Source organism: Psychrobacter sp. CoH-33_TS_01 (assembly GCF_058189395.1).
In genome coordinates this window covers 113381-125154 of sequence record NZ_JBVGQI010000002.1, presented here as the reverse complement: position 1 = coordinate 125154, position 11774 = coordinate 113381, and the positions used below count along the sequence as shown (strand labels likewise).

At 46.1% G+C, this 11774-nt stretch carries 11 protein-coding genes; 7 read left to right on the top strand and 4 right to left on the bottom strand.

All coding sequences use genetic code 11. The annotated features are described in order from the left end of the window. Window positions 1–455 precede the first annotated feature (455 nt). The 3 genes from ACZ2XM_RS03655 (at window position 456) to ACZ2XM_RS03645 (ending at window position 3663) form a co-directional block, all read left to right on the top strand. The gene (locus ACZ2XM_RS03655; RefSeq protein ID WP_490587038.1) at window positions 456–974 is read left to right on the top strand and encodes a disulfide bond formation protein B; all 519 of its coding nucleotides are present in this window, start codon (window positions 456–458) and stop codon (window positions 972–974) included. A gap of 37 nt (window positions 975–1011) precedes the next feature. Then, a complete protein-coding gene (locus ACZ2XM_RS03650; RefSeq protein WP_490587037.1) occupies window positions 1012–1746 on the top strand; it encodes a copper resistance protein NlpE N-terminal domain-containing protein in 735 nt (244 codons plus the stop codon). A 375-nt stretch (window positions 1747–2121) separates the two neighbouring features. Beyond that, complete coding sequence (locus tag ACZ2XM_RS03645; RefSeq protein ID WP_490587036.1) at window positions 2122–3663, top strand: Mur ligase domain-containing protein; 1542 nt, start codon at window positions 2122–2124, stop codon at window positions 3661–3663. A 15-nt stretch (window positions 3664–3678) separates the two neighbouring features. On the opposite strand, the gene ACZ2XM_RS03640 is transcribed toward ACZ2XM_RS03645, so the two are convergent. Further along, on the bottom strand, window positions 3679–3855 hold the full coding sequence (locus ACZ2XM_RS03640; protein ID WP_490587035.1) for a hypothetical protein: 177 nt from the start codon (window positions 3853–3855) through the stop codon (window positions 3679–3681). Between the two features lie 151 nt (window positions 3856–4006). Here ACZ2XM_RS03640 and ACZ2XM_RS03635 point away from each other — a divergent pair, with 151 nt between their 5' ends. From ACZ2XM_RS03635 to ACZ2XM_RS03625, 3 genes are all read left to right on the top strand, one after another. After that, window positions 4007–4264, top strand: a complete 258-nt coding sequence (locus ACZ2XM_RS03635; protein ID WP_201498242.1) for a GlsB/YeaQ/YmgE family stress response membrane protein — start codon at window positions 4007–4009, stop codon at window positions 4262–4264. 542 nt (window positions 4265–4806) lie between these two features. Then, window positions 4807–5337: a peptide deformylase gene (gene def / locus ACZ2XM_RS03630; protein WP_490587034.1), complete on the top strand. Its 531-nt coding sequence runs from the start codon at window positions 4807–4809 to the stop codon at window positions 5335–5337. A gap of 457 nt (window positions 5338–5794) precedes the next feature. After that, window positions 5795–6970 (top strand): type III PLP-dependent enzyme, encoded by a 1176-nt coding sequence (locus tag ACZ2XM_RS03625; protein ID WP_490587033.1) that lies wholly within the window; start codon window positions 5795–5797, stop codon window positions 6968–6970. Between the two features lie 155 nt (window positions 6971–7125). Here ACZ2XM_RS03625 and ACZ2XM_RS03620 read toward each other — a convergent pair whose 3' ends face one another. The 3 genes from ACZ2XM_RS03620 to dnaJ form a co-directional block, all read right to left on the bottom strand. Further along, window positions 7126–7971, bottom strand: a complete 846-nt coding sequence (locus ACZ2XM_RS03620; protein ID WP_490587032.1) for a hypothetical protein — start codon at window positions 7969–7971, stop codon at window positions 7126–7128. Between the two features lie 104 nt (window positions 7972–8075). Then, the gene (dapB, locus tag ACZ2XM_RS03615; protein WP_490587031.1) at window positions 8076–8891 is read right to left on the bottom strand and encodes a 4-hydroxy-tetrahydrodipicolinate reductase; all 816 of its coding nucleotides are present in this window, start codon (window positions 8889–8891) and stop codon (window positions 8076–8078) included. A 256-nt stretch (window positions 8892–9147) separates the two neighbouring features. Next, window positions 9148–10278: a molecular chaperone DnaJ gene (dnaJ, locus tag ACZ2XM_RS03610; protein WP_490587030.1), complete on the bottom strand. Its 1131-nt coding sequence runs from the start codon at window positions 10276–10278 to the stop codon at window positions 9148–9150. Between the two features lie 738 nt (window positions 10279–11016). Between dnaJ and ACZ2XM_RS03605 the strand changes: the two genes are divergently transcribed. Continuing rightward, on the top strand, window positions 11017–11676 hold the full coding sequence (locus ACZ2XM_RS03605) for a DUF2939 domain-containing protein (RefSeq protein ID WP_490587029.1): 660 nt from the start codon (window positions 11017–11019) through the stop codon (window positions 11674–11676). Window positions 11677–11774 lie beyond the last annotated feature (98 nt).

Sequence of the window (11774 nt, the reverse complement as noted above, 5' to 3'; positions counted from 1 at the left end):
TAACAGCCATTAGCTATAGAACTAATCTTAAAGTGGGTCCACTCATAATTTGGTACAGAGTCACTGGTATAAGTTTGCGCCTGCATTGAGTCTATTATGATTTCTAGCCAGAAAAATTATATCAGTGACTCGCTATCTGTCAGTCTTAAACTTAATTGACTCTGCATAAAGCCGTCAGATAGTATCTCGGCAGCTTTCTTATTAGCTTTAAGCTAGCCTAAAGGTTGCGCAACATATCTTTAGTCAAATGCAATAAAAATGGTACAAAATTCGCTTAAAGAAAATCGTGGTAGGTTGTACATTAGTATTGGTGTATAGCAGTACCTATCAGCCTAAGACCAGCCAATTAAAATTATATTAATTCTAATAATATTATCGACTTAACCTTTATCTAATCGGTTTTATAAGTCGTGATTTTTAATTATTGTTTGCCATATAGGGTGTAAAAAGCATACATGAACCGTCCTTTACAGAAACTCATGAGTTATCGCGGTCTCAATATATTTTTGGTCATAATGACTGTAGTGGCTATGGCCTTTGCTTTAGTATTTTTACAGCGCATGATGGGCTTCTCCCCTTGCCCGCTATGTATTTTTCAGCGTATTGGTCTGATGGTCATGGGGGTGTTTGCGCTCTTAGCCGTCCTGATTAACCCCAATAAAACCGTAGGAAGACTCCTCCTTTGGCTAGGCAGCTTTTTGGGGATTCTATGGTCAGCAGGCGTCGCCGCTAGACATGTGTGGATACAACATTTGCCAGCCGACCAAGTCCCTAGCTGTGGTCCTGGTCTCGACTATTGGCTGGACGCTCTGCCCATGCAAGAAGTGGTCAATCAAGTGCTAACAGGGTCTGGAGAATGTGCACTCGTCGAATGGCGTTTTTTAGGCCTAAGTATCCCTGAGCAATCGCTAATCTTGTTCGTATTTTTGCTGTTAGTACACGCTTTGCTATTATTCCGCATTTTCAAAAAATAAACCGACTAAACCGAGCACCTCGGTTGACGGGAGTTTTATGTCCAATTTTATTTTTACGCGCTTTAAGCCGTTGTCATCTGAACATTCATTACCGTCTACGTCTCTGCCGCAATCGCTACGACAAGGCTTGTGGCGCGGCTTGTTACTGGCGAGCTTGGCCATGCTAGTGAGTGCTTGCGATAGCGCGAATCAACAAGAAGGGTCAGAGACGGCTGCTGAAATGACTAGCCCACAAGCTAAGAGCGGGACAGCGGATACGGCTACTGCTAACGCCGATATCGCTATGGCCAGTAACTTAGATACCTCAGGCGGTGCTGCAGAAGACTCTGTTTTAGACGACCCAGATTTAGCAGATGATGAGGGCGCAGGGCTACTCGAATTCGCTGAACATCGTCAAAGTACGCCTATGATTGCTAGCCGTTCTGGTAGTAGCCTCGGTGCTACGTTAATCGGCGATTACTCAGGCATGCTGCCTTGTCCCAGTGGTCAAGGGGATGATGATCAAGAGCAGGTTGTCTTAAACCTCTATGCCGATGGCACAGCTCGTAAAACCAGCCATCACCAAGAGCCAAAACGTACCTCAGACACCCTAAGCCAAATGGGCTCTTACCAACAGCTGGACAATATCATCACTATTAGCTTTGCGAATGCTGAGTCAGAGCACTATTTGATTAATGACAATCAATTAATATTTATCGAAGGGGATTTGCCAGAGCCCGGCGAGGAAGCTTTGATTCAAGCCAATCCTAAATATATGCTTTCGCGTAAATAAGCGCATCCGATAATAGGTTTGGCGTTATCCGCTGCAGGGACGCAGCGCTCATTAGCATAGCCCTCTCATTAGCATGACGCTGGTATTAATAAATTCTCCTCCACCTTTTGCTAGCATCAGCGCTTGCCATTCATCTGCTGAAACCCCCTACCAGCTGCACCCCCCTATTAGCTACAATCCTCTAATATTTGCCCCTTATCTTGCACTTATCCCATTCTATTAGTACCCTCCCCTATAACTGGCTATTTCCATCTATACCATGGGCCTATAAATCCGCTAACTGAATTACAGCGTGTTTTTATTGGTCATCATTTGGGGGATGCATTACAATGTGTGCGCATCTCATCCGCTTTTTTAATTCAGAAGACTTTATCTATGCATATTCATATCCTCGGTATTTGTGGCACGTTTATGGGCTCATTAGCCCTTATCGCTCGCAGTCTTGGCCATACGGTGACGGGCTCTGACGCCGGTATTTACCCGCCCATGTCGACTCAATTGCAAGCGGCTGGCGTGGAGATTCAAGAAGGCTATCTGGCGAGCCATCTAGACCCAGCACCCGACTTGGTCATCGTGGGCAATGCCATGAAGCGCGGTATTGAAGCCGTAGAATATATGCTAGATCAAGGCTTGCCTTATACTTCGGGTCCGCAGTTTTTGGCTGAGCATGTGCTGCAGTCGCGCCACGTTTTAGCGGTCGCCGGGACCCATGGTAAGACCACAACGACGACCATGCTGGCGTGGATACTACAATTTGCCGGTATCGATACGGGCTTCCTAATTGGTGGCGTACCGTTAGTGGATACTGAGGATAGCCGCTTACAGAAGGCCTTTGCGCATAGCAGTCATTTAGGCGCCGCTGAGGTAGATGGCAAACGCGGTTACTTCGTGATTGAGGCCGACGAATACGATTCGGCATTTTTTGATAAGCGCTCTAAATTTGTCCATTACCGCCCCAGCACCGCTATTTTGAATAACCTAGAATTTGATCATGCCGATATCTTTGCGGACTTAAATGCGATTCAAACCCAGTTTCATCATATGATTCGCATGATTCCTAGCACCGGTCAAATCATCATGCCGGCGAGCACCCCAAGCTTAGAAGCCACTTTAGACAAAGGTCATTGGACCCCCGTTTGGCGTACCCAGCTGACTGACGCTACAGGTACAGCCGTTATTGATAATAGTGTGCAAGAAAGCAGCATAGCCGACGTGAATAATAGTCCTAAAATAGATTGGCAAGCCCAGTTGTTGCAAGCCGATGGCAGTCACTTCCGTGTGGTTTATCAGGATGCTAACTCAGCAGAAGCAAGCCAAGAGACCGCAATGGGCGAAGTACAGTGGGGTATGAACGGCCTACATAATGTGAATAATGCGTTGGTAGCAGTAGCCGCAGCTTATGATGTGGGTGTGAGTATTGAGACCGCCTGTGCCGCGCTTTCAGCCTTTGCTGGCATCAAACGCCGTATGGAGCTGATTGGCACTGTCACGACCGCTACGGGTACTGTCCAGGTCTATGATGACTTTGCCCACCACCCTACTGCCATCACCACCACCTTAGATGGCGCTAAGAAGAAACTAGCGGGCGCTAAGCTTTGGGCCATCATTGAGCCGCGCAGTAATACGATGAAATTAGGCATCCACAAAGACAGCTTAGCGGCTTCTGCTACCCTTGCCGACGAAGTACTTTGGTATGAGCCTGCAGGGCTTGAATGGGGGCTGAACGATACTATTACTCAGTCTTTAGCGACCACTGCGACAAGCTCGAGTAATCGCCAACAAGTACTCAGCAGTACCGATGACATTATCGATTACGTTAGCAAAAATGTCGGTCAAAACGACGCCATTGTTATCATGTCTAATGGTGGCTTTGAAGGGATTCATCAGCGTCTATTGCACGCTTTACAAAAACGCTAACTATGATCTCTAATCTTAGTCGCTAACCTTAGCCGCTTGCCGTAAGCACTGAAAAGTATGGCGCACCATTAGCGATACCATAATCTGCCAGCGGCTACCGTTTAGCCGTGGTAGGTTACGCTCGGTTAACGCCCGATTTACGCAATATTGCAAATGGCATATTTTCTCACAGACTTTCAACACAGGTAACATATCCGCCTTACTGTTGGTCAGAGCGCTCCGCTATAATTAAAATCAAGAAATCAACGTTCAGTTTAATTATAAATATAATGTCCATCTTCTTAATGGAATGAACCGACGTTGCTATTCCTACCTTTACTCAAATTATAATTGGAGACGCTCTATGTTTAGTTTTATTTGGATGATTATTATTGGTCTGGTGGCAGGTCTATTGGCACGTGCTATTAAACCTGGTAATGACCCAATGGGTTGGATTATGACCATTGTGTTGGGTATCGCTGGTGCTATGATTGGTGGTTTCTTAGCCAGCATGCTAGGCTTTGGTACTAATGGCGGCTTTATGGGCCTAGTCTTCTCAGTGATTGGTGCTATTATCCTACTGTTTATCTATGAGCTTATTACGGGCAAACGTCGCGTATAATAACCGCCTAATAGATAGGCCTGTTTTATAAAATTGCTTTATAGAATTCTAATAGCTAAAATCTTGATTACTAAAAAAGAAAGCTTTACCACTGGTAAGGCTTTTTTGCCCTAAAATTTTTGTGCTCATACGCCATAGTTAGCCCTAATGGATTTCAATAGCACATCAGCGACTTTCTATGACCGGTAGCTATTACGATTTAATTTATATTCATAAATAAAATTTGGTAAAATAGGGGTATGCCAGTTAGCTCATGGCGCCACTATACCCAACACTTTTAGTCTTAACCTGCTTTTATCCTAATGCCTTTAGAGCTACCCTAGCCACTATTTTTGCTATCGGTCTTACCGCTAATATGACTGCTAGCCTCAGTAGCAAACGGTTATATGAGTAATTCTAATTGGCTATCTGCTGTGTTTATTACTATGCTAGTGATAGAACAGCTGGTCAGTACTAGCTGCTACTACCCAATATATTCCCTTTGTTGTGCTATTGCGATTTTTCATTTTCTTATCCTTTTATTTCTTACTAAGTGAGGGCTTATGGCCTTATTACCGATTCTCAATTACCCCGATCCGCGTTTACGTACCATTGCCCAACCGGTCAAAGAGGTCAATGACGAGATCAAAACTTTGATTAAAGATATGTTTGAGACCATGTATGATGCCAAAGGTATCGGCCTAGCAGCGTCACAGGTGGACAGACATATCCAATTGATTGTCATGGATTTATCTGATGATAAGAGCGGTGGTCGCGTCTTTATTAACCCTACTGTCACGCCTCTAGTGGACGAAAAGCAACCGTATGAAGAAGGTTGCCTGTCTGTCCCTGAAGTTTACGACGAAGTAGAACGCCCGAATAAAGTTAGAATTGAAGCTTTGGATGGTGAAGGCAAACCCTTTGTCGAAGAAGTGGAAGGTCTACTGGCGGTCTGTATTCAACACGAAATGGACCATTTAAACGGCGTTATCTTTGTCGATTATCTGTCTCGCTTAAAGCAAAGCCGCGCGCGTGACAAAGTCCGTAAAGTCATTAAGCAGCGTGACAAACACCTTGAGCCTGCCAAAGCTTAAGGCAGTTTAAGGTCATTAGCGCTGGCTTGATTTAGCTTGTTGCTACTAGCTTGTTATTACGAAAAAACCTCGCTGAAATTGAGCGAGGTTTTTTTATAGCCGCCGCGTATAAATGATAGTAACTGTAATCGTGTTTATCTATACTAGCGGGCTATTTATTCGCTTACAAACGCTTGATAACGTGGTAATAACGCTCACATAACTGTCCATTTTGTAGTAGATAGTTTGGTTAGAGCTAGTGGAGCGATAAATCACTTTATAATAGTGTCACTAGCAATAATGATGCTGTGAGCGTTAAGTCTTAAGTTAATAAAGCGTTATGTCTACACCTTCTTGCTTAGCTGATTGAATTTAAGCGTTACAGTTTAATGAGCTAAGCGAGCTTTAAGGGAATAGTTAAACATTACTATCTCCAAAGTAATCATAAAATTTGTATCAAATCTATAAGGATACTCCTATGTTTAATATCGATAAGTATTTTGACCAAGCCGGTTGGCAAAAATTTACTCAAGCGGCTGAAGGTCGTGAAACGCCATTATTGGTCGTGGATTTGAACCGTATTAAAAGTAAATTTGAAGAAATGGTAGAGTTATTCCCGAACTTCAAAATTCATTACGCTATGAAGGCCAGCCCTGCCGTCGAAGTAATCAATTTACTTAGCACGCTCGGCTCTAATTTTGACTGTGCCTCTATCTATGAGCTCGACCGCGTCTTAGATTGCGGCGTGGCGGCTGATCGCATCTCTTACGGCAATACCATCAAAAAATCTGAGCATGTTAAATATGCTTTTGAAAAGGGCGTGGACCTTTACGCTACGGATTCAGAAGCGGATTTAAAAAACATCGCTAAAAATGCACCGGGCGCTAAAGTATTCGTCCGTATTTTAGTCCAAGGTAGCGATACCGCAGAATGGCCGCTGTCGCGCAAGTTTGGTTGCCACCCCGATATGGCCATCGACCTCTTGATTCAAGCGAAAAATCTTGGCTTAGTGCCGTATGGCGTCTCTTTCCACGTAGGCAGCCAGCAAAAAGATGTGGGCGCTTGGGACGACGCTATCGCGAAAGTAAAATACATCTTTGACTGGATGCATAAAGAAGAAGATGTGAAGCTGAAGATGATTAACTTAGGCGGCGGTTTCCCTTCTAATTATATTAGTGAAGTCAACTCTATCAAGGTCTATGCGGATGAAATCAAGCGTTATCTGGCCGATGATTTTGCAGAAGAAGAGATGCCTGAGATTATCCTTGAGCCGGGTCGCTCATTGGTTGGTGGCTCGGGCGTATTAGTCAGCGAAGTGGTGTTAATTTCTCGCAAATCGCATACCGACCTGACCCGTTGGGTTTATACCGATGTGGGAATGTTCCAAGGGCTAATTGAGACCTTGGGTGAAGCGATTAAATACCCCATCTATACGCCTACTATGGAAACTTCCAAAGCAGCAGGCACCGTCGTATTAGCCGGGCCAACTTGTGACTCAGCGGATATCATGTACGAAGAAGCTGGCTACCAATTGCCTGAAGAGTTGGCTATTGGTGATAAAATTTATTGGTTAACTACTGGGGCTTATACCAACTCGTACTCTTCCATCGAGTTTAATGGTTTCCCACCGTTAGAAGTGGTCTATGTGGATTAGATTTTACTAGCGGCTACTGGGGCACGCGCTAGTATTTAGAAGCTGTGGTAAAAATAGTCCTCGTTATAAAAAAAGCTTACTTCGCTAGGAGGTAAGCTTTTTTATTGGCTGTAACTTAGCTAGTTAAATATTGACAAACAAAGGATAAACAGGGGCTACTGTACTTGTATCTCAATCGGATACTCGTATTGGCTACTCTGCGACCAACCGCTACCGATGCCTGAGCCAGTGCCTTGATTACTTTGACGAATACTGCCAATCTTCACCCACTGTCCCTTAGGTAGCGTGATCGTGGTATTAAGTCGCTGCGAGTCAATGGGGGCACGTCTATTATTGGTCAGCTGCTCCTCCACTTGATTGAGGCTGACTTGCACTTGGCCGTTGGGCAGCAGTCGCGGCGTCACGGCAATGCCTTGGCTGGCGGTCACCAAAGTCTGGCCTTGGATAACAATCAGCGTAGAGGGGCGATTATAAGCCGAGCGCTGTTGTACAAATAACGGCTTGGCTAAAGACAGCAAGGTACTGGTACTAATACTCGCGGGCTTGCCGGAGAGCGTCTGCACTTGGTAAAAACTGCTGCCTTGGCTCGCTTGCGTTTGGTTGCCGTAATTGCCGTAGCCCTGAATGCCCTTATTATTAATAATGATGCGATTTTGTTGGATAGCGCCTGAGCTGCTACCTTGTTTACCCACGCGTACGGCGACAGTTATGGCTTGCGGCACGCCATCAATTTGGCTCAGCAATTGCTGCACTGCTTGATAACCATTTGGAGTGGTGCGCAGAATGAGTCGATCTTGATAAACGGCTGCAGTACTGCTCGTACCCGCCAATTGCTGCCGCACAGCGGGAAGGAGCGCTTCACCGCCGTAGGTGTGGATGACGTAGGTTTGGTAGTTGGTGGCTGCATGGCTTTGGGTAGAGACCGTGCTCGTCATAGCCGCTACACTGGTAACGGCTATAACCATTATAGCGTTGCTAGCCGATAAGCTCTTATTTAGCATAGCGCCTCTACCTTATTCATTTCAGAGTTTTTATCATTAGCAAAGCAGCTCTGTGGCAGCTAGCCACTTAGAGCCTCCAGTAGCCTAGCAAAGCGCTATCCAACCTACCCTTTAAGCCCCAACACATCCTGCATATCAAAGCGGCCTTTAGGCTGACTAACAATCCACGAGGCTGCCCGTACGGCACCTGCAGCAAAGGTCATACGCTCGCGGGCACGATGGGTAATCTCAACCATCTCGCCATCAGCGATAAACATCACGGTATGATCACCAATAATTTCACCACCACGGATGGCATGGATACCAATCGTACCTGGTTCGCGGGCGCCGGTTTGCCCTTCACGGCCATAAACGGCAACGTCTTTTAATTTCTGACCGCGCGCATCCGCCGCTGCATTTGCCATCATATAAGCTGTCCCCGATGGAGCATCAACTTTGTGCTTATGATGCGCTTCCAACACTTCGATATCTGCGGTCTCACCGAAAGCCTTCGCGGCCATTTCTATCAACTTTAACGATAGATTCACCCCAGTTGAGTAGTTGCCCGCATAGACCACAGGAATCTGCTCACAGGCTTGATCCAACGCTTGTTCTTGAGCGTCGCTTAACCCAGTGGTACCAATGACCATCGCTACCTTATGCTCGGCGCAGACCTGCACATTTTGCTCAGTAGCTTCCGGCAAGCTAAAGTCGATAAGCACATCAATATCGGCCATCACAGCGGCCAAATCTTCAGTTAAAGTAACGCCTAGCGCACCGATACCGGCCAACTCGCCAGCATCTGTCCCAAGCAAAGTAGAGCCACTACGCTCGATAGCAGCAGCCAAAGTGGTCGCCGGATTGTTCGCCACGGCCTCAATCAGCATACGACCCATACGCCCGCCTGCCCCGATGATGCCTACTTTCGTTGTCTGTGTCATGTTCGGTCCATTCCCATAAATATATAAGCTTTACTAGGCCAATAGCGGCCCTAAATTTAATAGCTCAACTATAGCATGATTCGAAATAGAGCTATATTGGCAATCCTTATCTAAACCCCACCGCTATACCTAAATTTTAAAGTATAAAAAAGACCTCTAGGTTTCACGTGAAACCTAGAGGTCTAAATATTAGTTAAGGGCTATCTATAAACTTAAATAAAACCCTTAACTAAAACTTGCGGGCACTTAGCTTAGCTTAGTCAAACAAATCTCCTAACTTTTCAAAGAACGATTTTTTCTTAGGCGATTGGTCGTGCTTGCTATCGCCATCCAAAGTATCTTGGAACTGACGCAGTAAATCTTTTTGCTCACGGTTTAGATTGACTGGGGTCTCAACCATGATACGGCAGATTAAATCACCTTTCATAGAAGTCCGCACTGGGGTGACGCCTTTACCACGAACACGGAGCAATTTGCCACTTTGTGTGCCTTCAGCGACTTTAATCTTAACTTTACCATCGAGGGTTGGAATCTCGACTTCTTTGCCCAGAGCCGCATCAGTAATGCTGACTGGGACATCCATATAGAGATCTGCACCTTGGCGAGTGAATACCGGGTGATCTTTCACGCGCACTTCAACATAGAGGTCACCGCTTTGTACGCCCGCACCGCCCGCTTCACCTTCACCGGCTAGACGGACGCGATCGCCATCATCGACGCCCGCTGGGATGCTAACTTCCAAGGTACGCGACTTGTCTTTGACGCCGCTACCATGACAGTCGTTACATGGGTTTTTAATTTGCTGACCTGAGCCGCCACAGTTAGGGCAAGCTTGCTGTACTGCAAAAAAGCCCTGTTGCATACGCACTTGGCCTTGACCATGACAGGTCTGACAAGTAACCACGTCTGAAGCGTTTTTCGCACCCTTACCATCACAAGTGTCACAAGGGGCTGGCGCTGAAAAGCTGATTTCTTTTTTACAGCCGCGCACCGCCTCTTCTAAAGTCAACTCGATGACGTAACGTAAGTCTGAGCCGCGGCGCGATCTGCCACCACCGCCACGAGCTTGGCCAAAGATATCGCCAAAGTTACCAAAGATATCACCAAAGATATCTTGGAAATTGCCTTGACCGCCACCGAAGCCGCCGCCACCCATACCATTTTCAAAGGCAGCATGGCCCATACGATCATAAGCTGAGCGCTTATCACTATCGCTCAGTACTTCATAAGCCATAGAAGCTTCTTTAAATTTATCTTCGGCTTCAGGGTCATCTGAGTTGCGATCTGGGTGGTACTTCATCGCCAGTTTACGATAGGCTTTTTTGATTTCACGCTCGTCTGCAGTTTTGCTAACACCCAGTATTTCGTAAAAATCTCGCTTGCTCATTGTCTCTCCTGTCATCCAAGCAGTAACACGTCGGTCGGGGCGGGCTAAAATCAGACGCTGGTCCGCTATCTATACCTAGAGCTGACCCTGCTAGGGGGCACTATTATAGTAATGAGGCGTCTTGGTAGCGGTATACTGTCACAGCGACAATAGCTTTAGGTTTCACGTGGAACCTTATATATCTCGCTAGTACGACTGTGAAAATTTACTGCTATTTAGGGCGGGCTCTGTGAACGCAAACCATAGAAATCTATAGTGCGTGCAACGTTTACCCCACCCTCTCCCTGAGCTTGCGCGACTGACGTAGGCTACTGGCTTAATAATTAATATAAGTTTGCGCTATTAATGGTGACTGACTGCCTATTTATCAAGCAAAAGTTTTGCACTAAAGGTAATCCGTAGCAAAAACAAGATAAAAATGGCTTTTAGTAAAATAGGTAACTCTAGTCTCTGCGTTATTACTGCCTATTTAGTCTCTTGTATTGACGGTAATTATGACGCCAGATTAGCGGGCGCTATTCGATAATTATTTAGGGATTGTTGCCCGCTTATTACCCATCATGACTCAGCGCCTAACAAATGTAGAGCACACGGTTTTAATACCCTGCACGCTAATAACCATGCTAAAATTCAGCTCGTTTATGCCGATAGCTCATGCTACGTTTTGCCCATTTTCGGGCCGCGGTCTCGACCTATTGCCCTTATTGTATTGCCCACGCTGACCAAGGTGTTCTTTCTATGAAAAAACTGTCTGCCCTTATCATGTTACTGCTCATCGTAGCGATAGTAGTCTACGCAGGCTCGCCTTATTACACCGCTTATCAGCTGAAAAACGCTTATGATGCTAGAGATGGGGCGACGATAGCGGCAGCCATTGATTACGAGCAGCTGCGTCCGCGACTAAAAACTCAGCTGACCGGCAAGTTTGCTAATACCATGAGTCAGTATCCGCTAGTCGCTGAGCTTGGTGGCACAGCGTTGACCAAGGCGGCGGAAGGGTTTATCACCGAGTCGGTCGATGGCGCGGTCACCGAGCAAAATATCCAACGGTTAATCCAAACCCAAGGTCAGGCCAATCAGGCCACCAAAGAGTTGGCCGCAGCGTGGGCCATTGCCAGTAATCAGGTGGATCTCAAAGACTTAATTCAGCAGCTCATCATGCAGCGTGGCGATGTCAATGCGGTCATTAAGGGTCAAATTGAGCAGATGATGGAAAAACAAGCGGCAGAGTTGCAAGCGAATGCGGCTAAAGGCGAAGACAGTGCTAAACCAGCGCTAAATTACTGCGGCTTAAATTGCTTTACCCTATCGGGACAAGTGAAAGGCTATCCGCTAACGCTTGAGATGCAGCGCCAAGGGCTAATCGGTTGGAAAATTGTCGATGTGGTCCTGCCTTAAACGGTAATCAGGCGTCACTCTACTCATGACACTGCATTTATGTAGCAAAAAAAAGGGTTGGCTCGAATTGAGCTAACCCTTTTATATATAAGCTTTAT

Excerpts from the sequence above, each read along its gene's own strand:
- ACZ2XM_RS03655 (WP_490587038.1), top strand. The coding sequence starts at position 456 with ATGAACCGTCCTTTACAGAAACTCATGAGTTATCGCGGTCTCAATATA.
- ACZ2XM_RS03650 (WP_490587037.1), top strand. The coding sequence starts at position 1,012 with ATGTCCAATTTTATTTTTACGCGCTTTAAGCCGTTGTCATCTGAACAT.
- ACZ2XM_RS03645 (WP_490587036.1), top strand. The coding sequence starts at position 2,122 with ATGCATATTCATATCCTCGGTATTTGTGGCACGTTTATGGGCTCATTA.
- ACZ2XM_RS03640 (WP_490587035.1), bottom strand. The coding sequence starts at position 3,855 with ATGTTACCTGTGTTGAAAGTCTGTGAGAAAATATGCCATTTGCAATAT.
- ACZ2XM_RS03635 (WP_201498242.1), top strand. The coding sequence starts at position 4,007 with ATGTTTAGTTTTATTTGGATGATTATTATTGGTCTGGTGGCAGGTCTA.
- def (WP_490587034.1), top strand. The coding sequence starts at position 4,807 with ATGGCCTTATTACCGATTCTCAATTACCCCGATCCGCGTTTACGTACC.
- ACZ2XM_RS03625 (WP_490587033.1), top strand. The coding sequence starts at position 5,795 with ATGTTTAATATCGATAAGTATTTTGACCAAGCCGGTTGGCAAAAATTT.
- ACZ2XM_RS03620 (WP_490587032.1), bottom strand. The coding sequence starts at position 7,971 with ATGCTAAATAAGAGCTTATCGGCTAGCAACGCTATAATGGTTATAGCC.
- dapB (WP_490587031.1), bottom strand. The coding sequence starts at position 8,891 with ATGACACAGACAACGAAAGTAGGCATCATCGGGGCAGGCGGGCGTATG.
- dnaJ (WP_490587030.1), bottom strand. The coding sequence starts at position 10,278 with ATGAGCAAGCGAGATTTTTACGAAATACTGGGTGTTAGCAAAACTGCA.
- ACZ2XM_RS03605 (WP_490587029.1), top strand. The coding sequence starts at position 11,017 with ATGAAAAAACTGTCTGCCCTTATCATGTTACTGCTCATCGTAGCGATA.